The following is a 25,234-nucleotide window of genomic DNA, read 5'->3' on the forward strand; positions in this document are numbered from 1 at the left end:
CAGGAAGGTGGTCCGGGAAATTTCCGGTCTGATCCCCCAAGGGTCCGTATCTGTAGAAGTCTACGCCGATCCTTTGACCACGGCCGGGGAGATGCTTAAACAGGGTCTGGAGATGTTTTCCTGGATTCCCAACGCCCATATTAAATTTCCCACTTCCCACGAAGGTTTGAAGGCCGCCGAACAGGCGGTTGGTCTTGGTCTCCGGGTCAACCTGACCCTCTGTTTTTCCCAGGAACAGGCCGCGGCCGTCTATGCCGCCACCAGGGGAGCAAAAAAAGGGGCTGTTTTTGTTTCTCCTTTCGTAGGGCGTCTGGATGACCGGGGCGAAAACGGTCTGGACCTGATCGCCCATATTCTTCGCATGTATTGGAAAGGAGACGGCCATGTGGAGGTCCTGACCGCCAGCGTCAGGCATCTCGATCATCTGCTCTATGCCCTGAAATTAGGCTCGGATATCATCACCGCACCCTTTGAAATCCTGAAACAGTGGGCGGAAAAAGGGCTGCCTTTGCCGGATGAGACCTATTGCTACCCGTCCCCGGGCTTGAAAGAGATCCCCTACCAGGAGATCGATCTGAATAAAGACTGGACGGCTTATAACCTGACCCATGACCTGACGGACAAGGGGATGGAGCGTTTTTCAGCGGACTGGAACGGATTAATAAAGGTATAAGGTGCAAGGCGCAGGGTACAAGGTTAAAACAAAAACCAAATATCTTTTTTAGTAGCCCTGCGCCTTGAGCCTTGAGCCTTGAGCCTTAGGGAGCGACAAAACATGAGAATATCGAATTTCGAATATCGAATAATGAATATCGAAGGAAGTGAAAACCAAATCCATAACCTCATTTTTGTGTTAACACACATTCTCCTGCGGGGAACCAAAAAAAACATGCAAACAGGTTTTTCTAAACTCCGAACTCCGAACTCCGAACTCCGAACACTTTTTTTATGCAGCCATTAGTTACCAGCCAAACCTTATCTCCCTGGGAACCGGGCCTGACGGCCCTTTTCCTGTACGGCCTGATGATACTGGTTTTAATCGCCCTCCTCCTGTTCCTGGCTGTCTGGCTCGGTGAAAAAAAAATCAGCCCGGAAAAGAAACGGGCCTACGAATGCGGCATCATCCCAAGCGGCCCGGTCCGGTTGGCCTTTCCCCTCCCTTTTTATCTGGTGGCTGTATTCTTTCTGATTTTCGATGTGGAAGCCCTTTTCATCTTTGCCTGGGCCATAGCGGCCTTTGATCTGGGCTGGCCCGGCTGGTTGCAGATCGTCTTTTTTATTATTCTTTTGTTAGCCGGTCTGATCTATATCTGGAAAAAAAAGGGGCTTTCCTGGGTAGAGCATTTTGAAAAAATTTGATCAGCTCAAAAATAAAAGCCTGGACCGGTTGGATCTGCTGATCAACTGGGCCCGGAAATTCAGCCTCTGGCCTTCCTTTTTCGGATTGTCCTGCTGTTTTATCGAGGAGTCGGCCGCTTTGACCCCCCGTTATGATATGGCCCGTTTCGGGGCCGAAGTCCTGCGCGGTTCCCCCCGCCAGTCCGATCTCCTGATTACTTCTGGAACCATCTTTAAAAAAGTGGCCCCCGTCATCCTGCGGCTCTATGAACAGATGCCTGAACCCAAATGGGTCATCTCCATGGGGTCCTGCAGCAATTGCGGCGGCATGTATGATTGTTATAGCGTGGTCCAGGGCATTGATCAAATCCTGCCGGTTGACGTCTACATACCCGGCTGCCCGCCCCGTCCGGAAGCGGTGTTGGAAGGTTTGATTCTGCTGCAGAAAAAGATCCATTCCGAAAAACCCAGTCGTTCCATCCTCCATTTAGCCGGAGGAACCCAGGGGTCTCAAAAACCGGTCTTAATCGACGGGCAGACCAAGTCCAGGGATCCCCGGGGCCCGGGGTTTGAAGGGGTCCCCATCCGGGGCGATTCCGTCACCCCGCCCCGCTTTTGGGATAGCCGCTCCGATCTGATGTGGACCCCGCCGGCCGGCCGGATCGAAGTAAAAGAGCGGGACCGATCCTTGGGCGCAGTGCTCCAGGATCGATTCGGGCCGGTCCTCCGGCCAATCCCGTACCCTTCGGATATGTTGACCTTCCAGGTCGCCGAAGAAGGGATCAAAGAAGTCCTGCGTTTTTTGAAAACCGAATCCAGCCCCAGATTCCTGCGGATGGATGACCTGACCGCAGTCGATGAATCGGCCCGTCGAGACCGGGGAGATTATGGGATCTATAACGGTACAGTCGGCAAAGAGATCGACCGGGATAACCCCCCCTATCCAAACCAACCGCCCTACCCGGACTATAGCCTGGTTTACCATTTGCTTTCTTTTGCGCCGGCCGGCCGCCTGCGCCTGAAGGTGGCCTTGCACGGCAAGGACCCGATCGCTCCAAGCATCACCGATATCTGGCCGTCGGCCGACTGGTACGAGCGGGAAGTCTATGATCTGTTCGGAATCCGTTTCCAGGGCCACCCGGACCTGCGCCGGATCCTTCTGCCGGACGACTGGGAGGGGCACCCCCTCCGGAAAGAATATCCCGGCCGGGCCACCGAGATGCCTCCCTATACCCGGGCCGATGCCCAAAACCACCAGCCCCTCGATGCCGGTCTGATTCTTCGAAAAAAGGAAGGAAAGGATCAGGGACTTCTGCTGAATATGGGACCCCACCATGTGGGCACCCATGGTCTGATGCGTTTTGTCCTGGACCTGGAAGGGGAAAAGATCTCCGACATGGCTATGGATATCGGCTATCACCATCGGTCGGTGGAGAAGATCGGTGAGCGCCAGTCCTGGCATCAATTCATACCTTATACCGACCGGGTGGACTATCTTTCCGGTGTCTATAATAATCTGGCTTATCTGAATTCGGTGGAGACCCTGGCTGGAATAGAGGTCCCGGAAAGGGCCCAGTTTATCCGGGTTCTGTTAGGGGAATTTTTCCGTTTAAGCAACCACCTCGTCTGGTTCGGCACATTCCTGCAGGACGTGGGCGCCATCGGACCGGTCTTTTATACCTTTCGGGAACGTGAAAAAATTATGGATATTGTCGAGCATATCACCGGCGGCCGGCTCCATCCCTCCTGGTTCCGTCTGGGAGGAGTGGCCGACGACCTCCCGGAGGGCTGGAAAGAACCGATTGATACCTTTGTGCGGATCTTCCCGGAACGGCTCAGGGAGTATGAGGCCCTGGCCACCCGAAACCCTATTTTTGAGGCCCGGACCAGGGGGATCGGCCGGCTCACCCTGGAAGAGGCCATGGAATGGGGGGTCACCGGCCCTAATCTGCGGGCCAGTGGTCTCAACTGGGATTTGCGCAAGCAGTTTCCCTATTCTTCGTATGAGCGCTTTGACTTTGATATCCCCTACGAAAAGGAAGGGGACTGCTACGCCCGTTACCTGGTCCGGGTCGAGGAAATGCGTCAGAGCCTGCGGATCATCGAACAGGCCGCCGCCAGGATGCCGGCCGGCCGTTATTGCAGCGCGGATTATCGTTATACAGTTCCTGAGAAAAGGGACACCCTGAAGGACATCGAAACGCTGATTCACCATTTTATAAACGTCACCCGGGGGCCGAAGATTCCCAAAGGTGAAGCCTACACGGCGGTTGAGGCCCCCCGTGGAGAGCAGGGTTATTATGTGGTCAGCGACGGCCTGCATATAGCTTACCGGATGCGCATCCGGACCCCGGGTTTTGCCAATCTGCAGGCCATGCCTTTAATGGCCCGGGGCCACTTGTTGGCCGATCTGCTGGCTGTCATCGGTTCCATCGATTATATTTTGCCGGATATTGACCGGTAGGTCCGATTTTGGAATGCGGATTTCAGATTTCGGAATTCAAAAACCCATTTTCATGGTACGTGGTGCCCGGAAGCATGAAGTGTTTTCCTTTGAGCTTTGAGCTGAAAAAGAGATTATCCTATGTTGCCTGAAGAGACTCTTGATGTGCTTCGTCAAAAAATAACCATCACCGATCACCCCCGTGAACTGGCGGTGGAGGTGATGTTCGCCCTTCAAAAACATTATGGTTACCTGAACGATGAAGCGGTTCAGGAGGGGGCCGGTCTCCTTAACCTGAGCCCTCTGGAAATAGAGGAACTGGCCACCTTTTATGATTTCATCTACCGCCGGCCGGTAGGGAAATATTGCATCCATGTTTGCGACGGCACCGTTTGCTGGATGTTCAATCACCAGTCGGTTTTGGATTATATCAGCCAAAAATTAGACATTCCCCTGGGAGGCACAACCGAAGACGGCTGTTTTACCTTGCTTCCGGTCGGCTGCATCGGCTATTGCGATCAGGCCCCGGCCATGCTGATCAACGGAAATCTTTATGGTCCCCTGACTCCGGAAGCTATCGATGCCGTCCTTAAGGAATTAAGGGATAAGCAACCGCCTCAAAAAGAAGATCGATAATGGCTTCCCAACAACCATTGATCCTGCAAAAGCCATTGGACCAGACCCTCTCCCTGAAGGAATACCGACGGCTGGGAGGTTATGAGGCTTTGAACAAGGTCCTTAAAGCGTATACACCCCAACAGGTTGTTCAGACCGTTATGGATTCAGGGCTTCGTGGTCTGGGCGGAGCCGGCTTTCCCACCGGTCGCAAATGGTCCTTCATTAAAAAAGAGGCCCCTTTCCCGCGATATATCATCGCCAATACCGACGAAATGGAACCGGGCACCTATAAAGACCGTCTCTTGATCCAGCACAATCCCCAGGCCCTGATTGAAGGGCTGATCATCGGAGGGTTTGCGGCTTCGGCCGAAAAGGGATACATCTTTATCCGTCCGGCTTATGAACAGGGTGCCCGAATCCTGGAAAAGGCCCTGGAGGAGGCCAGACAGGCCGGGTTGCTGGGGAAAAATATCCTGGGGAGCAGCTATAGCCTTGACCTGGTCCTTCACCGCAGTGCCGGCCGTTATATTTGCGGCGAGGCCAAAGGGCTGGTCCATGCCCTGGAGGGGAAAAGGCCTCATCCCAATATCGAAGGGCATCTGGCCGGAGAAGGCCTCTGGGGTCAGCCGACCATCGTTAATAATACCGAGACCCTGAGCTATGTGCCTTCTATCCTGAATAACGGCCCGGAGTGGTTTCAAAACCTGGCCCGGAGCAATACCGCCGCCGGGCACAAGATCTACAGCGTCAGCGGCCGGGTCCGCCGGCCCGGTTGTGTTGAACTCCCTTTTGGTACGCCTTTGTGCGAAATCATCGAGGACCAGGCCGGGGGGATGCAGCCGGGGTATGAATATAAGACCTGTTTACCCGGGGGAGCTTCCACCCGCTTCCTGCCCAAACAACATTACGCTATTGAAATGGATTTTGATTCCCTGGCCCGGTTAGGCCATGGTCATCGCTTCGGCACCGGGAGCATCATCGTCTTCGATCATAAAACCTGCCTGGTGGGAGCGGCTTTGAATTTAATCCAATTTTTTGCCCGGGAATCCTGCGGCTTTTGCACCCCTTGCCGCGAAGGGCTGCCTTATCTCCGGGACCTGCTCCGGCGTATTGAAGAAGGCGATGGAAAGGATGAAGACCTTCCCGCCCTGAAAAGCATGGCCGGCCACCTGTCTCATGCCTATTGCGCCTTTGCTCCGGGAGCGGCGGCACCGGTATTGAGCCTGGTGGAAGATTTTCGTGAAGAGATTCAGGAGCACATTGCCCAGAAGGGGTGTCCGTTTAGACAGGATTTTCAGGATGGACAGGAAAATTCTCATTAATAAAAAATGAAGTTTCAAGATGCAAGAGTCAAGTTTCAAGTGTGAAAAACCTTGGACCTTTCATCGATTTTCATGCATCGTGGCGGACCAGCGGGCCATGGGGGTTTAGTACAAGCATGCGAATTTCGAATCATAAATGGATTTATTTTTACCTTCCTTCGACATTCATTATTCGTTATTCGATATTCGATATTGAGTGTTTTCATGCTTCGCCGGTGCCTGCTGGGACACGGGAGTCTAACCAGCCATGCCTAAGCTAATCATCGACACCCTGAAAATAGAGGTCCCCAAGGGGACCAAGGTCATCGAGGCCGCCGCCCGGTTGGGGATTATTATCCCCCGCTTCTGTTACCATCCCAGCCTGGGCTCTCTCGGGGCCTGCCGGATGTGCGCGGTCAAGTTTTTGGAAGGCCCGGTCAAAGGGATCGCCATGAGCTGCATGGAGCAGGTCCGGGATGGCATGGTGGTCTCCACCATGGATGAAGAAGTAAGGGATTTTCGCCGTCAGGTCATCGAATGGCTGATGATGAACCACCCCCATGACTGCCCGGTCTGTGATGAAGGGGGGCATTGTCTCCTCCAGGACCTGACCGTTGCCGGGGGACATGGGATCAGGCGTTTTGCCGGAAAGAAGCGCACCTATCTGGATCAGGAACTGGGGGCTTTTATCCGGCATGAAATGAACCGCTGCATCCACTGTTTCCGCTGCCGCCGATTTTACCAGGATTTTGCCGGCTACCTGGATTTCGGGGCCCTGCAAATCGGAAGCCGTATGTTTTTCGGCCGGCAGAGCGATGGTCCTTTGGAGAACCCCTTTTCCGGAAATATCATCGACCTCTGCCCTACCGGAGTCCTGACCGATAAACCCTCCCGTTATAAAGGCAGGCGCTGGGATTATGAAAGAAGCCCTGCCCTCTGCATCCACTGTTCCCTGGGCTGCCGGCTGGTGGCCAGCGCCCGTTACCGGGAAGTGATCCGGATGGAAGCCGGTTTCAGCCGGGCCGTCAACGGTTACTTTATCTGCGACCGGGGCCGCTACGGTTTTTCTTATAACAACCTCCAGGAGAGGCCTCGCCGGGCCAGGATCGGACAGGAGGAAGTCCCTCTGGATCAGGCCCTCCGGGCCGCGGCGGAAAGAATTTCCCAAATAACCCACCAGTTCGGTAAAGGAGCCGTCGGCTGTCTGGGATCGGCTCGAAGCAGTCTGGAAACCCAGGGCCTGATAAAAAGCCTTTGTCAACAACAAAGATGGATGGCCCCCAACTACCTGGCGGATCCCTTCAGGGAGGGGAAGGTGAAAAGGGCCGTGGCCGGACTCGATGGGCGGCTGGCGGTTTCCCTGAGGGAGATCGAGCAATCTGATTTTGTTCTGCTGGTCGGGGCTGATCCGGTGAATGAAGCCCCCATGTTGACCCTGGCCTTGAGACAGGCCTTTCGAAAAGGGGCCGTCATTTATGTTATCGATCCCCGTCCGGTCTTCCTGCCGCTGGACTTTGAGCATCTCCCGGCCCCCCCCGGTGATCTGGATTTTTGGCTTGGTTTCTTGTTAAAAAGGACCATTGCCCGACAGAATGGTGAAAAGACATTGGATGAAGCAGGTGAATTGCATGAGACCCAGGAGGAACCTGCTATCCAGGATTTCGCCTTTCAGGACCGTTTCATAAAAATAGCCGAATTACTCGATAGAAGTGCACGTCCGGTCATCGTCTGCGGTACTGATTGCGTGCGGGAGACCACCCCTGCCCTGGCCGCCGATCTGGTCCTTTCCCTTCAGGCCATGGGTCGGAAGGCAGGCCTTTTTTATTTACTCCCTGATGCCAATGCTTTCGGTGCCGTCTTACTCTCTTCCCCCGAGAGTTCCTTTTTGAAGATTCTGGAGGCTATTGAAATTGGCTCACTGGCCGGCCTGGTGATGGTTGAAAGCAATCCATTCAAACTCTTCCCGGACCGATCCCGATTGGAACAGGCCTTGAATAGCCTCGATTTTTTACTGGTTATGGACTATCTGCCTTCCCCAATCGGTCGGCCGGCCGATATCTTTCTTCCCACCCAAACCGTATTTGAAGCCGGCGGGATTTATGTCAATCAGGAAGGTCGGGCCCAATGGGCCTCTCCGGTCTATAGGGGCGGACTCCCCATTGAACAGATCAATAATGGAAACCATCCCCCTCACCTGTTCAGAGAAGATATCCCCGGAGGAGAGCCCAGACCGGCCTGGCAATTGTTGATGGAACTGGCCCATCTTTTGTCGCCGGAACAAGACCTTTCCATCAAAACCCTCTGGACGGAGCTGGCCCGGGGAAACCCGGTTTTCTCCCGTCTTGAGGAACTGAAAGGCCCTGGGGATGAAATTCGAATTATCCCCGAACAGGTTGAGGAGGAAAGCTTCTTAATAACCGGTCCCGGGAACAGGATGAAAACAGAGTGCGCCCACGGAGATGTGGAACTGCTGCCGGTGGAATGGACCCTGGCAACGGAAGAACTTTCCAGTTATTCCGATCCCATCCGGGAGACCATGAAAAAGCCCTGCTTAATGATGCAGTCTGAAATGGGGAAGCGGTTGGGCATCCAGAACAGGGACCGGGTGACCCTGTCTCTGGATGGCGGTCCGCTGGAAATTGAAGTTGAATTAAAGGATCCTATGGCTGCCGGGATCATCGTTTTGCCGAGACATATAGATCTGGACTGGCAAAAGATGGGCGTCCATCCGCAATGGATTTCTTTCGAGGGCATTAAAAAAAAGAAAGACTTGGATATCGAAACAATTTAGGTCTTTAAAAAATTTTTTGACAGGATTTACATGTTTTCTGTCCGCAGGATGATTTAGTTTGGGCCTTTCTTCCGGAAAGGCCCAAAAATCATAGTAATCCGGTAAATCCTGTCTGATTAGGTAAAGAATTTATGTCGCTTTTTATCGGTTTCATCTTCCTTTTGATCAAATTAAGCCTGGTGCTGATAGCCCTGCTGCTCATCGCCGCCTATCTGAGCCTGGCCGAACGGAAATTATTGGGGCGCTTTCAAGTACGTTATGGTCCTAACCGGGCCGGGAAGTTCGGTCTCCTTCAGCCCCTGGCCGATATCATCAAGATGCTGACCAAGGAAGACACCATCCCTCAGGGGGCGGACCGTTTTCTTTTCCTTTTGGCCCCGGCCATCGTCGCCTCTACGGCCCTGCTCCTCTTTGCAGTCATCCCCTTCGGACGAGATCTGACCTTCAGGGGCCGTCCGGTTCCCCTGGTGATCTCCGATCTGAATATCGGCCTCCTGTTTGTGTTGGCCCTGTCCTCGGTCCAGGTCTATGGCATCGCCTTAGGCGGCTGGGCCTCGAATTCCAAATACAGCCTCCTGGGCGGTATCCGCGGCGCGGCCCAGATGATCAGTTATGAACTGGCCCTGGGGCTTTCCCTGGTTCCGGTGGTCATGCTGGCCCGGTCTTTCAGTCTGGTTGAAATCGTAGCCGCCCAGGCCCGCATCCCTTTTATACTGTTGCAGCCGGTGGCCCTGGTTATCTTTTTTATCAGTGCCGTGGCGGAAAGCAAGCGGATTCCCTTTGATCTGCCGGAGGCCGAAAGTGAGCTGGTGGCCGGTTATCACCTGGAATACAGCGGCATGCGGTTCGGCCTTTATTTTTTGGGCGAATATTGCAACCTGATCGTCATGGGGGGACTGGTGGCCGTCTTTTTTTTAAGTGGCTGGCACGGACCCATATTGCCGCCTTTGATCTGGTTTCTGATCAAGGTCCTGGCTGTGGTGTTTTTCATGATCTGGATGCGGACCACCCTGCCTCGCCTGCGCTATGATCAGCTCATGGACCTGGGCTGGAAGGTGCTCATCCCGGCAGCCCTACTGAATATCATCATCACCGGCGGGATTATGGTCCTGATGGGAGGCCTCAAAAGGTAATTTTGTTCAATATTCAACATTCTTCGAAAATCAATTTCTATTGTTCGCTGTTACCGGGTTTTTCCTGAACCTAAGCAGTGGATCGCTTCGCTCCAGCACATGACCGGCGTCCTTTTTTCCGGAAACGTACTTCTCCAGAAAAGCAATCGAGTAGCGTCGGATAACCTCGAACTGCTCCTCCGTGCCGCTCAGCAGTCTCGACCAGGGATTGTCCGAGAAACGATTGTTGAACGAAAAATGTCCGGCCCCTTTAACCTCAAGGAAGTACTTGGGCGGCGATACGTTTCTGTAAATCTTGGCCGAAAGGTCCGACATCTTTTGGGAGCCGCGCTGTTGGTTTTCTTCCCGTTCTCCCATAAACAGCATGGTTGAAATCCGCACCCCGGCAAGCTCGTCTTCCCGGAAGAGATACCCACCGGCCCCCGTCGAGAATAACAATAGGGCCTTGATGCGGGGATCGTGGCGATCCTTGATGGTTCCGCAGAGTCCCAGCGCCGTGAATCCGCCCAAAGAGTGCCCCCCGACTGCGATGCGATCTTTGTCGATGAGCTTCCCGAAGGGATCGGAAGCCAGCATGTTGTCCAGCACGAGGCTCATCTCGTTCAGCCGGTACAGGTACCGGTCTCTGTCGTCTGGACCGGAAGCGGCTATCTCCCTGGCCTGTTGCAGTAAGCCGCGACGGTCGAAGTGCTTCTCTTGACCGGTCCGTATGCGGACGGCCGAGTGCTTGTCGTGGTGGTCCGGACAGGCCACGATCCAGCCCCGAGCGGCGAGGGCTTCGGTGAAGAATACCGAGCCGAGTCCACCGCCCCCGTATCCGTGGGAAAAGACCAATAAAGGATATAGGCAGCCTTCGGCACGGGGTGCTGCATCGACCGCGACATTGCCGCTGGTCGGTCCCCCGTAGGTGTGGGGTTTCGGCTGCGCCGCGGTCGGATACCAGACAGCCACGGTGAGCCTTTGCTCCTGCCCGTCCTTTCGATACTTGAAATCAATGGCCTGATAGCCGACATTAAACAGGGGCTGGGCTGCTGTTTCCCTGGCGTTCGAGGCTTCGACCTGGCAGATCAGGATGGTGAAAACAAGGAAAACACCAACCAAACGTCCAATCAGCGAGTAGACTGTTTCCGCCCTCCGGTTTCTTACCATACCGAAACCGCACCGGTGTCGCCAAGATTTCTCATGTTCAATCCTTAGTGGTTATCCTGTTCTCACCCGCACTATCGGTCCTTTGACCTATATTTACAATTCATCGCCCAAAATCGGTTTACGTTTTGGACCAATGTAACTTGCCCTATCATTTCCTTAATGAATGCTCAAGAGCGGTCCTTCTGTTCTCAAGCTCCTTCAGTTCTTTCTTGTGATCGGATATCTCTTTTTTGATCTTTCGTAACTCGGTCTCAGCCTTGACTCTCACCAGGTAGTCCTTTCCAAGCTCCTCGGATATATACTTTTCGAGTTGGTTCCTCAAGACTCTGAGGTAAGGGTTTCCCCACATTGCTCCGTCTCGATATTCAAGTTTGGCGGCCCGTATGCCCCTCACAATGAAGTCTCGGTCGACTCCATATTCCTTCTTCGCCGTCACATCGCTTAGAGTTGCTCCTTTGAGATTCCATTCACCGTATTCTGCCATGTTTTATCCTTGGACCGAACGCCCCGGATCAGCCGCGGCGTAGCGAGTCGCGCTGCATCCGGTTATGAAGCCTTTTCCCGTTGCCATTGCGCAGCCCTTATTGCCGTGATTTGTTGAAAAAATTCCCGGTCGTGCCATAAAGAAAAAACGCCTTTGCCAACTAACTCGGAAAGGTCCACATCCCCAGTTTCCTTGATAGTGAGAACATCCTGACCCAGACGTCTTAATTCTTCAACCACCGGATAGGGAAAATTTTCATTGGCATACAATCTTCCCATATCAGGCTGACTCGTTTTCTGCTATCTGTTTGTCTATTTCCTCACGATGGGAACGATAATAAGCCCAAGCATTGCTTAGATCTTCTGCCCGTAATGCTGGATAGCACCGGAGCAGATCGGCCTCACTTGTTCCCAGGCGCCTGGCCTGGACAAGCAGCCAGACCGGGATACGGGTCCGGACGATGCACGGTTCCCCCCCACAGACCTCAGAGATGATGTCTATCCCGGGAAAGGCATCCCCCATGTCCCGAACTACCCACTGGAGAATTTGAGCTTTTTCTGCTCTGGTTAGCCCTGACAAAATTTCTTCAACCTTTTCAAGAGAACTCATGATTATTTTTCTCCCTAAGAGGTTTTAAGCAAGTAAAACGATTGTTCACTCCATTAAATCCTGAAATCAATTAAAAATTTTAAAATAATAAGGGATTGATGGTCAAGGAGAAAAATGGGTTGGTTGGTGAGCCGAACCCACTGTGGCTTGGGACGAGATCTCAGAAGCAAAAAAATCCTGAGGGGAGATGGGGTTTCCTCTAATGGCAGGCCAAGAAGTTTTTTTAAGCGGCTATTCTCATCCCTCAATCGAGCGCATTCGCTTAACGCTTGATCAAGTTGTTTTTGAAGTTCCTCAGAATTTATTTTGGGCATTATTAGACCCGAATTTCTGCCGAATATTTTCAATAGGCACCCAAGGGGGAATTCGTCTTATTTCTCAGCGGAAGATCGTATAAATTCCTCGGGAGTTAAAACCGGTCCTTGAAAAATAGTTTCAAAATGCAAATTGTCCCAGGAAATCATTGTCCGGCAAAAAGGCGTGTGTTTCTTGGCAACTGAAATCATCAAGGCATCGCCAAGCGATGTCCGGGTTTTGAGCATATCAAATATCTCTCTAATTTCAACCTCGGGAAATTTCACATCCAGGCTGGGAAAAGGAAGCACAGCCACTTGGTATTTTTGTTGGAAATAGGACCATAATTCGGTCAACTGTTTTTCGTTGAGATTAAAGGAGAGAATGCCGCAGAGTTCCAATAAATTGACTACGGTCGTAAAGCCGTTTCTCTTTTTGGCTATGTAATCGAGAAAGACCCGATTGCTATTGAATTTGACATCTCTTTTATACCTCAGGTCAATCACAAAAATATTCGTATCGATCAAAACTAAGTCCGATTTCGAACCCAATCAACGGCCTCCTTCCATCCCTTAAATGGCGGCTTTGTTTTTCCAAGGGTCTTTTCAATATCCTCCCAGGCATCATCAAAGGGCCTGATTTCTTCCATTGTGGTTGTCTTTTCAGCTTTCGGCGGGGCAATAACCCCGATGGGCTTTCCCCGATAAGTCAAAGTCAGGTGCTCTCCCGATCTGACCCTTTTGATTATTTCTCCTGTGTTCTGTTTTAATTGCTTTGCCGTTACTGTACCCATACCGTGATCCTCCAAGTAATCACTTTAGTTTCATAGTAATTACTTCGCCCAGGAAGTCAAGGACTTTTATTGCTGTTTAGAATACATTAAACTTAGAATCGGAGGGCAGTCGCCGGATGTGGGTACGTAAACCTGTTAAATCGGGGGCTGGACCACGATAAGTCATCTATTATTCAGGTTTAATGTCCCAGGAGTGCGTATTTTCAAGACCACTATCGTCGTTTTCGATCCCGAAAAGAACCTTATAGTACACGGACTCTCCCGGTTCACTCAAAGACTGGGCCGGATATTATCCGAACGAATAGCCCATCTGCACCCAATAGTGCCAATCCTCAACCGCTTGCTTGATTTGTTTGTTTGTAGACTTAATGACCGTGAGTTGGGACAATGGAACAGCCAAACCATCCTTCTCCCACTGGATAAGAACGAACATCTCCTTCTCGCATTCCTCTTCAGGGGCCATCCCAATTACATCAACCTCATCCTTAACATGCAGTGGTGAGATGGCTCGTTTCTGGCTGCAGAAGGCGGCGAACGGAAACTGGAGCTTTTCCTCCAGGTAATAATACCATCCCATCGCTTGTTCTTCAGGGCCATAGGCATCGACAATAATTTCCATCGTTATGCGTTCTTCCCGGTCCTTGTCCTGCTTTATTTTTCCTTTAGCCATAAATTTTCCTTTTTCAAAGATTGGCCTAACCCCGTGCCGCGGCATCGGTGCCCCGCTTAAAGGCTCTATTTTAAGGGCAAAAAAGTTACTTTAAGCCCCTTTTTGCATCCCCGTCTGATATGTTTCTTTGAAATTCCAATCCATTCGCCTGGTCCGACCCCACCGCCACCGATGCCACCTATTAACAACGTAGCCATCACCGGGAGTAGCAACCTTTTGCCATGATCGGGGGCTTGGCATTGTTATCGGTTCGTTCGATTTAGTCTGGATTCATCGATTGACTTTAGCATACTCTCCCCTCCACCTGTTCCGAATACGGATCGACAATCTCTTCTCGGAAATCAATTGCGCTACACATAGCCCGATAGATTTCAACTAATTCGCCAACCATCTTGATGCTGAGATTGCCATTTATAAAACTTATAGCTATGCCCTCGGTGAAACCAAATGCTCCGAATCTCGTTTCAAAATGTGCGGTCTTGAAAGATATGGAATTGTTGTGCATACAGTTTCTACACGAAGCAAAAAATTCCAGGAAAATTCGGTCCTGTTTAAGGTCTCTATCTGTGGGATAATTCAGTCTAAAGATAGCATTCCACTTATTGTGGGCTGGGATGTATTTGTCGAATAGTAGCTTTCTTAGTCGTTCATCAAGTTTGTCATCTATCTCGGATTTACCGAGAAGTTTGATAATATCGTGGTATTTTCTCAACTGGATTTTCTCATAATTATCAAGAGATGTTAACGACTTGAAAATTTCATCCAAACTGCTTTCAAAGCATACCCACGAGCCATTAAGGAGATGTAGTTTTAAGATCGAATGGTAAGTATCCAAGAATCTTGCGTTTGATTCCACGGGTAGAATCCACCCGAGATTCTCAATATGTGGCACCTCTTCGGCAGGATAATTTCTCTGAGAATGCAGCTTAGAAGCTATAAATTCAAAGTCATGACCGAGATAGTAGACACGGAGGGCGTTTGCCATCTTCGCAAAGAAAGTCCTTCTTACATCCTTTTCAGAGTATTTCGAGTTTAAATCATACGCTTGAATTAACGTGATAAGCCTCAGTATTTCAGAAAGATAGTCCACAATTCGTATGCCGTCCATTGTTAATCCCCTACACTAAACTCCGAGAATCGCGGCGCTACGCGACTTTATCGCGCAGCGTACGGTGGAATGATGGTTGGACCCCACTTTGGCACAGTCTCAACCGACTGAAATGAGCTATCTGGGTTCGCAGTCATATGTAACGCAATAAGAACATCCGCACCGGCCTGATTCCCATCTACGCCTTGTTCGGCAAGTGACCTTTCAATAGAACCTTCAAGAAACCGCACTCGCTTTTCGATTTCTGGCAACAAGTCGGATAGACACGCTCGATGCGCTCCAGCCGTAAGGTGGATCATGCCTGTGGGATAAGTTGACGCTTTGCCCGCTGGATTGACAAGATGTTTTTGTCCCGGCCCTATGGTTCCAGGAACAATAATACAGCTTAGCCCCTCGGTGCCTTGCGGATTCAAGGCTTTGTACCAACTCAGTTCGCCAAGCGCTGTACCTTTATGTGCGACTATGTAATCAGCTCTTTTAGCCAAATGGTCTGCGACATTACGTAAATTTCGCACGGATTGAGACAATCCCTTGAACGACTTTGTGTCAGGGGCATTGGCGCTCTTCTTGACATTGGGCATTAGGTCCCAAAGGGCACGAAACCGGTCAATTGAATCCACCAGAGCCCAAGCGTCTAAGAATGCCGCGGTAAATAGGTTCGTTTGCGTTGCTTCTGACGGGTTGCTTAATGCGATATCGGTTAGTGTTGCTTGCAAGCGAAAATAGGCAAGGTCGATGATTTCGACCGCATGTCTTATCCCGTCAAAAAATAGCGCTTGCTTCCGATTGCACATGGGTGGAAGCCGACGAAGAATGGAGTTCTGGCTAATCATTAACGCACCTTCTTTGTGAGGCCCTAACGCCATGGTCACCGGCGTGGCGGCGCTGTTCTGCCACGGCAGGTGCACCAATTTGTTGGACGATCCGTTGTTATTCGAGGGTCTGAGGGTCATAACTTCCTACGAGTCCCATGCTTCCAATGATGCTCCCATTAACCTGCTGCAATGGCGGTTGAGCAGGCCCAATATTTATCTCTTCCTTAATCAAGTCGATGGCAATCTTCCTCAACTGGAAAGATTCTCTGGCAATGTCCATCATTCTGGGGAAGACCTGACTGCTACCATGGAACACCAAATTGCGGAGCTCCCAGATTCTCTTGAAATAGGCATGATCCATCCCTACCTTGAGAAATAGGTCCCGAATCCTTCTCTTCTGTCCAGTTGGTCCGATGGTGCTTGCACCGCAGGCTGGGCAAGACTCAACAATCGCGTCGCAACATCTCATTTGCATAGGCGAGGCATCTGTTTCCTTGACAAGATTCTCAATCGATAGCCAGTAACCGGCGAAGCAATCTATAGGAGTATGACCACGAAGCCCCTGGAGGAACCACCGCATTGCGGCATCCGTCCTGTCAGTATGATTCTGATCGACGGACACCTCTATTCCACCTTGGGAGGAAAAGCCGAGCCATTGGAATCTGCCTTCGCCAAGAGGAGAATAGTTCGGGAAAACCATCATTTCCCTTCTATCCGTTATCGGACGATCTTCAACGATTTCTAGTGTTCGAGAAACGATGACAGAAAGGAGCCGGAAGGAAATCGTGTTAAGGACACGTTCGAGTATGGGATTGATTGCTTCAAGGGCAACTTGAGCCGACGAGCTGTTCAAAGTGGTGGTTAGAATTAGTGTTACGCCTTCTTGATTTGCTCCTGTCGTGAACTTTCCAGGAAGACTTGCGGTAAACGACATCCCCGATCGATCGCGAATTGAAAAGGGAAATAGTTGAAGCGGAGACAATAGCCCCCAGTGGATCATCCATTGCTTGTTCTCAATTTGTGTTGTCATTGTTGTTTGTCGTCCAACGCTCCGCATAACCGGCTGGCAATGGAGCGCAGCGGAATTGCCAGTCCGAGTTGATGCGGTTGTTAGCCTCAGTTTTTATTGTAGCCATGCTCTCGTGACAACAAAGCATTCTTCCAGTGCGACTCTCTTGAAATAACTGCATCATCAGGGGTAGACATGGACATTATTTCGAGTATAGAAAGGCGAAAATTCTTACGGGCGTACTTGATTTGCTTTTCATCAATAAGCTTTGTGAGCTCGTCATTCCATCCATGTCCTGTTCCTATGTAGCAGGCCCATCTTGACCAAATACCAGCACCTCCATAAGCGGAGCCAATGTATTCCTTTCCATTGTTTTTATCAGATATCAGGTAGACACCTTTTACGCTGGATAGTGCCGCTTTCCAATCGGACCGTTCAGACTTGAAAATTGATTCTAACACATGGAAATCGTGGCAGATGTTTTCATATCCAGGAAAGCTCTCCCCGCTAAAGGGCGTGGGAAGAACTTCAAGGACGTCAAATTCATCATAATATCTTTCAAGGTAGTAAGCCCTTCCCCTCATCCCTTGGTATCTATGAAATGACAGAATGACCCTCCCTATGAACTTTTTGTAATCCTCTACTTCTTCTATGACGTAATGGTCATCTTGGCGCTGAAGAACTCTGAATATGCCACCAAATAGCCAAGAGTCAGATCGAGGATAAAATTCCATTAGCGAAAAAACAAAATCTCTTGTCCAGTCATTTTTATTGCCTCTCCATTCATTCCAGCCAAGCCAGTTTTTGTAATCGGCCACAAATTCGTCAAGCGGGCTAACCCAATCTTCATTCCGGCACGCCAAGTGCAATTTATACTGGGTAGGATCCTCAACTCTTATGATATCTTTGAGTCTTATCATCGTTTGTTCCTTGGATGGATGACACGATGGTCTCCGGCGTGACGCGCTGTTCTGCCACGTCCAGTGCACCTACTCGTTATGTCTATTGATTGAACATTCTTTCCCTGAGTTCCTCGCACGCCCCGTCCAAGCCAGGGAACATGGAACCGGCGGTGATGCCCATAAAGGAAAGTTCCTGCATTACTTCGTTTCTCTCGGCACCCGGCATGTCAATCGCGGTGAGGTACGTGCACTTTTGCAGAACCTCCTTGTCTCTGACGTACGACTCTATGTCGTCGATATTTGTGACGGTAGTGGCTGATTGTTGAGGAATAAGTCGTTCATTCTCGATTGCAAGGAATTCAATGATAGACATATGCAGAAACGGAACATTTAGCACGATCACCTGGCTCCAATCACGTCTCCACCTTTCTTGGTCGAAGATGTACACCCTCACGACTTCATTCTTATTCGTTTTGGCCATTCCTCTGAACGCAAAAAATGCGGCGACATAGGGAGAGTAAGTCCAATCCAGTAGGGGTGTTGGGTAACCGTGATGTTGAACGAGGTTCAGAAAGGCTCCATTTTCATTTGGTATTTCCATGTTGAATACGTGCGATGTTCTCGCGCTCAGATGCCGATACAGAAGAGGAATGTCCACGTTTAGGAAACGAGTGAGATTGTATCTACCTCTTCTGTGAAAGGCCGTTCTGAGTTTCCAGGGTGTTCGCTGTCCCCGGAATATGTTCTTCTGCCCTGCCAGTTTGGAAACAAAGGCTTTGTACTCTTCCCAAGTCTTAACGGCACCCTTGATGTCCGACGTATCCGTGGGCGGATTTCTCGCTATACTGCTTTCGACTTTTGTCCCTAAATCGGTTTTGGCTTTCAAGTGGAGCCTGTTCTTCTCGAATTGTATCTCCACAACAGCTTCCTTGGAATGAGCGACTCCAGGGAATAATTTCTGGATGTTCTCCCAAGCGGTTGGTTGGCTAGTTATAGGATCAATGGGCACGGTTAGAGCTTTGCAAGCGCTCTTGGCTTTCTTGTCTGTGGTCTCGAAGTATGCAGCCGAAGCTGGCAACCCCTGTTTCTCGGGGAGAAAAAAGACCGCACCTCCGTAAGTCTTCCCGAGGTCGTCGATATTTGCGATAATTTGCCCTTCAACATCGCCTTCAAATCTTCCTATCCACTGCCCCTTCAATACGTCCTCCTTGAATCAGACATAACCAGTTAGTCTGAAGTTTTCTGCATATCTCCCCATCCAAAAAAATCTTCAGCATTAAAGAGATATTATCAATTTATCCTACCCATCTTGCCCTGGGACCTCGACTATACCATAACTCACCTAATTCATTAAGACAATTCAAAATTTTTAATAGATCTTTTCGATGATTTTGTTTAGAAACGAATTCTACGTGCCGATTATTGGGTTGGATTCCTTCTGATCCTTAATTTGCCGGGCTCAAGAATAATTAGATTTCCGTTAAACTCATCTTCTTTCAGACTTAAAATGGCTTTGATTATCTGGTTATTCAATTCAGCAGTTGATATTTCATTAGGGAAATGGGCGATAAAAATTCCAGAATGCGTACCGAGCGGGAAATGAAGCAGGTTCCCAAACCCCAAATCTCCTGTCAACAAGACGGCCCTATTGGTCTGAGAAAATTTATATATTTCTCCATCATCTTTCCCTCTTAACCCATAATCCCGAACATCAAATGCCTCGAAGCCACTAAACTTTAGGAGTTTTGCCGTTGACCGGGGCATGTCCTCATCAATTACAAATTTAGGCATCTTAAGCGACGGCCCTGACTTCTTCATCTGCGAGATGTTTGGCAGCATAATCCAATGCTGCCAGGATATCTTCTCTGGTTATTTCATACTCCGACATGACCTCTTCATAAGCCAATCCACCGGCTAATTTACCTATAACCAAATCCACCGGGACCCGTGTTCCTTTTATCACCGGTTTTCCAAATCTGATTTTTTCATCAACAGTTATTCTTTTAGCAATCTCCATTTTCCTTGTGTCCTTCTGCGCCTTTAATAATTATCCTCTCCCAAATCCAGTAATTATCAGTTTACCATTGGAATTCGAAAAGCTCCACTAATTTTCTAATGGTTGCCAGCAATATCCTGGGATGGTTTAACCTTGGTTACCAATATGGGATCATGGGGAAAGGAACCCATTAAGAGGACGGGATTGATGGTACCCTCTTCCTGATCAAATAGTTCCCGCAGCCCGATCCCGTAGCGAGTAGACCTCACAGTCTTCCTCCCACGCTGGTTAGGCCGATTTCGAATGATTTCAGCTCGTGGTTATCTTCCAGTACCTGATCCCCGGCGCCCCTCTCTGACACTCGGGACACCGCCTCTCGAACATATCAGACCCGTTTGTTCCATACACATAGCCACAGATAGTACATTCGGTTTTGTATGCATACTGTCCATGATCGGTCCCCGGCACTCCGCAATGACCGCAGCACTGCTGGCCATGTGGATTGAAGTAGCCGATCTCGACGGTCTCGCCGTTCCCATCCAGCCATTCAATCGGCCTATCGATTTCATTCATACTGATCTCCTTTCCAAACATGAAGTTTACCGGGAGGCGAAACGACCTATTTCGCCGATCCGGTGGCCATAAAGATCCTCCTGAAACCCACCTGCCCTGCGCCTGCCTAAAAAATTATTTAGGGTTTGCAGGCGGCGGACATGAAGTCCATGTTGCCGGTTGAGTTGTGCCCATTTTCAAGAAACCCCCGATGGATGCCGATCCATCGGATTTATTCAGGACGATGTTGATGGTCCGGTCCATTTGACAGCGGGTTTCAGCCGAGAGCATCCAGCCCAAAGCCACGTCCGGCGAACCCTTGGGCGGTTTTAAGTCCCCCACCACCCCCTTATCCCCAACCAGGTCCCGGGCTTCTTTAAGGTAAGTGGCCTCATGCGCCCCGCCGGTTTTTCCCAATATGGACACCGGGCTGAGAAGGGCACCGGCCAGCGATCCACTGAACTTATCCGGTCCTACATCCTGTAAATCGGGACTGCTGGAAAGGGTTAGTACAATCGGCCGGATTTTGCCGGCGAACTCACTACTCGCAACAACCGGCAGGATCGAACGCAACAGTTGGACGACCGAAGCCATGCCGGAGTTGTTGAAATAGCCCCCATCCACCAGACGGAAAGTGCCTTGATCCGGTGAATCAATGGTCGCCGCCGGGCTGATTACCGGGAAACGGGCGCTGAGGAAGGCAGCGGTGCTGAGCCGGACAGGCCGCCCCACAAGCGTTTCGACATCGGGCTCGTCGGTGATCTGACCCTTGGCCGGCAGGTTGGAAACGACCATTCGTCGGCCAGTGTCGGCCGAAGTGGTATTGAGGACGAGGGAAGGGACATGGTAAGGACGATCGCGCCACAGGTCCTGGAACGGTTTTTCAAATCGCCTGTTCTCCATTCCGATAAACCAGGCGTATTCCAGACCCTGTTCAAGATCATTAGCCCGGCGCACCCGGAACCAGCCGAATGGGAGGTCATTCAAAAGAAAACCGGAAAGGGGTGGACCAAGCAGGTCCCATTGCAACACATGGGCGGAACAGGCCCGGAAGCCATATAGGCCATCAGGAACCAAAGGGCCGCACCGTTTATCCCCCCGGACCGGCAGGTCGGCGAACATAGAGGTAAAGACGGCCGCGCCGACACTGCCGCCGGAAACCCCGCTGATGACATAGACGTGGCCGGTGAAACCCGGATACCGTTCCTCCAGACCAGCGAGCAGCGTAGCCGTCCAATAGGCGGCCCGGATGCCGCCTCCCTGAGCGGCAATGAAAAACACCGGATAGGATTCGGTGCCTTTTAGTACCTCGGGCCGGGCACGCAGCCACTCGATGAAATGTCGGGAAGGCGGCAGCCGCTCCGGCAGACCCGGCCCTGCCGGCAGCAAACGCAGCGGTTCATGGTTGATCGGGGCAAACAAGAGAACAAACGCCAAGGTTATCCAGCCCAAGCGGACGATTATGCGTGAAACGAGGCTTAAAAGGATTGTTAAAAGAAAGGCCAGGGAGACCCCGAACATGAAGCCGCATAGGACGATGCCCGGTGTCCCGAACAGCATCCACAGGGGGACAGAGACTGTCGAGAGCAGGGCGATGCCGCCGCCATAAATGACTGCAAAGGCAAGCCCGACACCATGGATCTTTTCCCAAGGTCGGAAGTTGGGGTTGTTGTCTTTAAAGTCTTCACGAATGAGGACGCATAAAACAGCCAGGTTGATAAAGTAAAGACTGTAAAATACGATCGGAGGAGCAAAGATGAAGGCGACCAATTGGACCAGGCCGGCCGTGGCGATTAAAAGGATTACCCTTTTTTTAAGTGTCGGCTTGGTTTGCCACCAAATATACCCCAGCCAAATAAAAACAGCGCTTCCGTTGATGAGTCCTGTAGCGTCAATCAACAGATTCGGAGTTTTAGAATCCAGTTCAGCGGCAATCGGCCACAACAGGGTTACGATCATAATAAAGGCAGAAGGTATCCAGATGCGGAAGAAGGCCCTGATCCCGTCATCGGCCGGATAATTCCACCGGTTGAGCAGAAAAAAAAGAAAGAACGCATTCAATATACTGGAATAAAAATGGGAAAGAGAAAAAATTAACCAGGAGCTATTGAATGGTGAAAAATCGAAAAGGGCCTGCATCGCTTCCCGGCCCTGCCCAACGGCCACCAGGGGATAGACGGCCAGGAGTTGGATAACGAAGATCAATCCGCATTTGAGCAGGGCTTCGAAAAAGGCGACGATACCGTGGCCGAAAGCGCGCAGGGTAATTTGAAGTTTCATAGCCATTCCATCGTCTTGGTGTCCCAAAACTCTTAATCCTAATTATTTAGGCAGCACTGAGTGTCTTAGATGGTTTGCGAGCGGGAAAGGACACCGTTTTTTTACTCGACAGAGCATGACGCCGCTTAATATCCTCATAAATATAAATCCATAAAAATATCGCCGGGCTTCTTAAATACCTCCTGGGCGGGAAAACGACCTTTCTGGATCGTCTCAATCCTTAGTGGTTATGGCCTATCTCTTTGGTTCTATTCCAAGGTCTTTGCATATTTTCTTGGCCAAGTCGTCGTCGACTTCACTGTGCCTTGGTACCGACGACCTTTTGTTGAGACTGGGGTTGCCCCACCAAGAGTGCCGGCCACCCTCTCTGATGAACTCGCAGCCTTTCGATTCGAAGATACTTGAGAAGTTCGGTCCTTTTCATGCACCGACGGCTATCTTCTCTTCTTCGTATTCAGTGCCCGCGGAAGCTATGGCATCTTGGCGGTTGAATTCAATGGCCTCCTGAAGGGTGATTCGAAGGGTTTACAAAAGCTCTTCGCGAGTCCGCTCCTGGCAGTTCACGCCCGGAACCTCCTCTACCCATCCGATCCACCAATCGCCTTGCTGTTTTACTATTGCGTTGTATTCTGGGTCCATGAGATCTTCCTCCTGCGCTCTGATTATAACGGAAAACAAGGCCTGTTGGTATATATTCTGTACTTTAGCCGTAACAAGTTATTCTAAAGATTTCTTTATATTTCCCTAATCAAAGAAGTTCTTCAATATTAGAGAGGTGCTAACAACTTATCATGCCTATTTTGTCCCGGGACCCCAATTATACCATAAACCCCATTAAATTCATTAATATAATTCATATTTCGTGAGGATATCCGGGAAAACGAGACGGTTCGATCTTTATCCCAGGTAGAACTTCTGGCCGGTCTTTTTCCTCACCGGGTCGGATCTCCCCTGTCGATTAGATCGTTGGTTGACGATGTCGAAGCCAGCCCCAAGACCATACAGGCCTGGCTGGATCTGTTGGTCCGCAACTACTACCTTTTCAAGGTCCCGCCTTTCCATCGGCGTCTTGAAAGGGCCTTAAAAAAAGAGTCTAAATTTTATCTTTGGGATTGGTCGGAGGTGGAAGGGGAAGGACCACGGTTTGAAAATTTGATGGCTTCCCATATTTTGAAATGGTGTCACTGTGCCGAAGATATCCAGGGTTTTCGGGTGGAGCTATATTATTTGCGGGATCTCGAAAAGCGGGAAGTGGACTTTCTGATTCTCTGGGAGGGACGGCCCTGGCTATTGGTGGAATGCAAAGTCAAAAACGACAGGGATTTTACTTCTCTGAATTATTATAAACAGAAATTGAACGTGAAGGATTGTTTCCTGGTAACCCTCAAGGAGGGAGAAGATTATGAAGATCGGCGCACGGGGATTCGGGTCATTCCTGCGTCACGGTTCCTCATGGCCTTTGTTTGAGGTTGTCGGGAGCGAATCCTAAGGGCTCAGCCCTTATTACCGTGATCTTCTGAACGGGAAGAGCTGGAATGTTCTCGGTTTCAAGAACGTTGGAGAGGCCGTTACAAATAGTCGGAAAGGTCTTTTTATTTAAAACCAATTATGGTAATATTCGGGCCATCAAAAAAGATGAAAAAATATCAGGAGGGTCTGAATGGGGTAGAAATTATATAGAACGGAACCGATCAATATTAGACAACTCTTTAATATTATTAGTAAGCGCCTGTAGCTCAGAGGATAGAGCAACGGACTTCTAATCCGTAGGTCGCAGGTTCGAATCCTGCCAGGCGCGCCAATTTTTTATCCACCCGCAGAAAGGAAGAAAAGGATCATGTTGAAATTTTGTAAAACCGTAACGTTTATTGCCCTGGCAACCCTATTAACGGCCTCCGTCCTTCAAGCTCAGGGCCCGGAAATATTAGCCAAAATTGGGAACCAAAAGATTACCGTGGCTGATTTAAACAGAGTTATCGGTTACTATGATCAGGAACAGCGAAAAGTTGTTGAAAAAAATCCTCAACTTAAGGAAACCATCCTATGGCAGATTATTCAAAGCACCGTCATCGCCAGGATCGCCAAAGAGAAAGGCTTTGATAAAAAGGCCGACATCAAAGGGCAACAGGAACTGCTGCTGAATAATTTTTTAGCCACCCAATATATGCAAAAAGAAATAATCGATAAGGTAACCATTAACGAAGCCAAGACCCGGGCCTATTATAAGGATCATTCCGATGCTTTTAAAACCCCGGAATCCATTAGAGCCCGGCATATTCTTATTAAGACGGACCCATCGGCCTCCGAAGAGGATAAGAAGAAGATAAAGGTCAAGGCCGAAGAAGTACTGCAAAAACTCAAAAAAGGTGAGGATTTTGCCAAATTGGCCGCTGAGGTTTCCGATGATCCGGGTACCAAGACCAAAGGTGGCGATCTGGATTTTTTCCCTAAGGGAACTATGATCCCGGCCTTTGAAGAAGCGGCCTTTGCTTTGAAACCCGGCGAAATCAGCGCCCTGGTGCAAACCGAATATGGCTATCATATCATTAAACTGGAAGAAAAAAAAGAAGCCGTACTGGAGCCCTATGAAAAAATAAAAGAAAAGGTGAAAGATCAGGCCCTTCAGGAAATGCGGAAGACCGCCGCCACGGAATTTGTGGAAAAGGCTTTGAAAAACGCCCGAGTGGAAATTCACCCCGCCCCGGCCGCAAAACCCAAGAAATAGAGGCTATGGGCGAGGGGCAATAGGTAATATGATTTTGTGGATGAAAATATTGATGGTCTCGTAAAAACTCGTCATTCCCGCGAAGGCGGGAATCCAGGCTATATGTAACTAATTAAAAACACTGGATTCCCGTTTTCACGGGAATGACGTAAATCGGCGCTTTTGGACTTTTTACGAACGCATCAATATTCGTATTTTTGAATTAAATCCTCATGTCCGCCCAA

At 50.2% G+C, this 25,234-nt stretch carries 26 protein-coding genes, 1 tRNA gene and 1 pseudogene; 10 read left to right on the forward strand and 18 right to left on the reverse strand.

All coding sequences use genetic code 11. The features are described 5' to 3' along the window. The 7 genes from HY879_03080 to nuoH all read left to right on the forward strand — a co-directional run. Window positions 1-673, forward strand: a 673-nt coding sequence (locus tag HY879_03080; protein MBI5602314.1) for a transaldolase, incomplete at its 5' end; no start/stop codon positions are given. A 275-nt stretch (window positions 674-948) separates the two neighbouring features. After that, a complete protein-coding gene (locus HY879_03085; protein ID MBI5602315.1) occupies window positions 949-1,359 on the forward strand; it encodes an NADH-quinone oxidoreductase subunit A in 411 nt (136 codons plus the stop codon). Then, window positions 1,346-3,802, forward strand: coding sequence for an NADH dehydrogenase (quinone) subunit D (gene nuoD, locus HY879_03090; GenBank protein ID MBI5602316.1), 2,457 nt, complete (start codon window positions 1,346-1,348; stop codon window positions 3,800-3,802). Before HY879_03085 ends, nuoD begins: the two co-directional genes overlap by 14 nt. Window positions 3,803-3,922: 120 nt before the next feature. Further along, window positions 3,923-4,417: an NADH-quinone oxidoreductase subunit NuoE gene (gene nuoE / locus HY879_03095; GenBank protein ID MBI5602317.1), complete on the forward strand. Its 495-nt coding sequence runs from the start codon at window positions 3,923-3,925 to the stop codon at window positions 4,415-4,417. After that, a complete protein-coding gene (locus HY879_03100) occupies window positions 4,417-5,721 on the forward strand; it encodes an SLBB domain-containing protein (protein ID MBI5602318.1) in 1,305 nt (434 codons plus the stop codon). The genes nuoE and HY879_03100 overlap by 1 nt, the downstream gene beginning before the upstream one ends. A 247-nt stretch (window positions 5,722-5,968) precedes the next feature. Beyond that, window positions 5,969-8,491 (forward strand): NADH-quinone oxidoreductase subunit NuoG, encoded by a 2,523-nt coding sequence (gene nuoG / locus HY879_03105; GenBank protein ID MBI5602319.1) that lies wholly within the window; start codon window positions 5,969-5,971, stop codon window positions 8,489-8,491. A gap of 131 nt (window positions 8,492-8,622) precedes the next feature. Further along, window positions 8,623-9,624: an NADH-quinone oxidoreductase subunit NuoH gene (gene nuoH / locus HY879_03110; protein ID MBI5602320.1), complete on the forward strand. Its 1,002-nt coding sequence runs from the start codon at window positions 8,623-8,625 to the stop codon at window positions 9,622-9,624. A gap of 30 nt (window positions 9,625-9,654) precedes the next feature. On the opposite strand, the gene HY879_03115 is transcribed toward nuoH, so the two are convergent. The 18 genes and pseudogenes from HY879_03115 to HY879_03200 form a co-directional block, all read right to left on the reverse strand. After that, window positions 9,655-10,773 carry a hypothetical protein gene (locus tag HY879_03115; GenBank protein ID MBI5602321.1) on the reverse strand — a complete coding sequence of 373 codons (1,119 nt, stop codon included), beginning with the start codon at window positions 10,771-10,773 and terminating at the stop codon, window positions 9,655-9,657. Between the two features lie 148 nt (window positions 10,774-10,921). Further along, window positions 10,922-11,257, reverse strand: a complete 336-nt coding sequence (locus HY879_03120; GenBank protein ID MBI5602322.1) for a hypothetical protein — start codon at window positions 11,255-11,257, stop codon at window positions 10,922-10,924. 62 nt (window positions 11,258-11,319) lie between these two features. Next, window positions 11,320-11,535, reverse strand: coding sequence for a hypothetical protein (locus HY879_03125; GenBank protein MBI5602323.1), 216 nt, complete (start codon window positions 11,533-11,535; stop codon window positions 11,320-11,322). A gap of 1 nt (window position 11,536) precedes the next feature. After that, the gene (locus HY879_03130; protein MBI5602324.1) at window positions 11,537-11,869 is read right to left on the reverse strand and encodes a DUF433 domain-containing protein; all 333 of its coding nucleotides are present in this window, start codon (window positions 11,867-11,869) and stop codon (window positions 11,537-11,539) included. A gap of 368 nt (window positions 11,870-12,237) precedes the next feature. Next, window positions 12,238-12,711, reverse strand: a complete 474-nt coding sequence (locus HY879_03135) for a PIN domain-containing protein (protein MBI5602325.1) — start codon at window positions 12,709-12,711, stop codon at window positions 12,238-12,240. After that, window positions 12,690-12,953: a type II toxin-antitoxin system prevent-host-death family antitoxin gene (locus HY879_03140; protein ID MBI5602326.1), complete on the reverse strand. Its 264-nt coding sequence runs from the start codon at window positions 12,951-12,953 to the stop codon at window positions 12,690-12,692. The genes HY879_03135 and HY879_03140 overlap by 22 nt, the downstream gene beginning before the upstream one ends. A gap of 289 nt (window positions 12,954-13,242) precedes the next feature. Further along, window positions 13,243-13,572 (reverse strand): calcium-binding protein, encoded by a 330-nt coding sequence (locus HY879_03145; GenBank protein ID MBI5602327.1) that lies wholly within the window; start codon window positions 13,570-13,572, stop codon window positions 13,243-13,245. Window positions 13,573-13,906: 334 nt separating this feature from the next. Beyond that, window positions 13,907-14,731: a hypothetical protein gene (locus HY879_03150; protein ID MBI5602328.1), complete on the reverse strand. Its 825-nt coding sequence runs from the start codon at window positions 14,729-14,731 to the stop codon at window positions 13,907-13,909. Window positions 14,732-14,778: 47 nt separating this feature from the next. Continuing rightward, on the reverse strand, window positions 14,779-15,684 hold the full coding sequence (locus HY879_03155; protein MBI5602329.1) for a hypothetical protein: 906 nt from the start codon (window positions 15,682-15,684) through the stop codon (window positions 14,779-14,781). Continuing rightward, window positions 15,662-16,576, reverse strand: a complete 915-nt coding sequence (locus HY879_03160; GenBank protein ID MBI5602330.1) for a hypothetical protein — start codon at window positions 16,574-16,576, stop codon at window positions 15,662-15,664. The genes HY879_03155 and HY879_03160 overlap by 23 nt, the downstream gene beginning before the upstream one ends. Before the next feature lie 86 nt (window positions 16,577-16,662). Further along, window positions 16,663-17,475 carry a GIY-YIG nuclease family protein gene (locus tag HY879_03165; GenBank protein MBI5602331.1) on the reverse strand — a complete coding sequence of 271 codons (813 nt, stop codon included), beginning with the start codon at window positions 17,473-17,475 and terminating at the stop codon, window positions 16,663-16,665. A gap of 82 nt (window positions 17,476-17,557) precedes the next feature. After that, window positions 17,558-18,655: an FRG domain-containing protein gene (locus tag HY879_03170; GenBank protein ID MBI5602332.1), complete on the reverse strand. Its 1,098-nt coding sequence runs from the start codon at window positions 18,653-18,655 to the stop codon at window positions 17,558-17,560. A gap of 221 nt (window positions 18,656-18,876) precedes the next feature. Further along, window positions 18,877-19,248 (reverse strand): DUF5615 family PIN-like protein, encoded by a 372-nt coding sequence (locus tag HY879_03175; protein MBI5602333.1) that lies wholly within the window; start codon window positions 19,246-19,248, stop codon window positions 18,877-18,879. 1 nt (window position 19,249) lies between these two features. Beyond that, window positions 19,250-19,474 (reverse strand): DUF433 domain-containing protein, encoded by a 225-nt coding sequence (locus HY879_03180; GenBank protein ID MBI5602334.1) that lies wholly within the window; start codon window positions 19,472-19,474, stop codon window positions 19,250-19,252. Window positions 19,475-19,569: 95 nt separating this feature from the next. Continuing rightward, on the reverse strand, window positions 19,570-19,722 hold the full coding sequence (locus HY879_03185) for a hypothetical protein (GenBank protein MBI5602335.1): 153 nt from the start codon (window positions 19,720-19,722) through the stop codon (window positions 19,570-19,572). 40 nt (window positions 19,723-19,762) lie between these two features. Further along, on the reverse strand, window positions 19,763-20,026 hold the full coding sequence (locus tag HY879_03190) for a hypothetical protein (protein ID MBI5602336.1): 264 nt from the start codon (window positions 20,024-20,026) through the stop codon (window positions 19,763-19,765). A gap of 114 nt (window positions 20,027-20,140) precedes the next feature. Next, window positions 20,141-22,285, reverse strand: coding sequence for a patatin-like phospholipase family protein (locus HY879_03195; protein MBI5602337.1), 2,145 nt, complete (start codon window positions 22,283-22,285; stop codon window positions 20,141-20,143). Between the two features lie 234 nt (window positions 22,286-22,519). After that, window positions 22,520-22,709 (reverse strand): annotated as a pseudogene (locus HY879_03200) (type II toxin-antitoxin system HicA family toxin). A gap of 431 nt (window positions 22,710-23,140) precedes the next feature. On the opposite strand from HY879_03200, the gene HY879_03205 reads away from it, so the two are divergent. From HY879_03205 to HY879_03215, 3 genes are all read left to right on the forward strand, one after another. Next, window positions 23,141-23,752 (forward strand): DUF4143 domain-containing protein, encoded by a 612-nt coding sequence (locus HY879_03205; GenBank protein MBI5602338.1) that lies wholly within the window; start codon window positions 23,141-23,143, stop codon window positions 23,750-23,752. Between the two features lie 258 nt (window positions 23,753-24,010). Continuing rightward, window positions 24,011-24,086 (forward strand) — tRNA-Arg (locus tag HY879_03210). Window positions 24,087-24,122: 36 nt separating this feature from the next. Next, entirely contained in the window at window positions 24,123-25,010 is an 888-nt protein-coding gene (locus tag HY879_03215; GenBank protein MBI5602339.1) for a peptidylprolyl isomerase, read from the forward strand. The last annotated feature ends 224 nt before the right edge of the window (window positions 25,011-25,234 follow it).

It is taken from the genome of Deltaproteobacteria bacterium, from assembly GCA_016219225.1.
Taxonomy (GTDB): domain Bacteria; phylum Desulfobacterota; class RBG-13-43-22; order RBG-13-43-22; family RBG-13-43-22; genus RBG-13-43-22.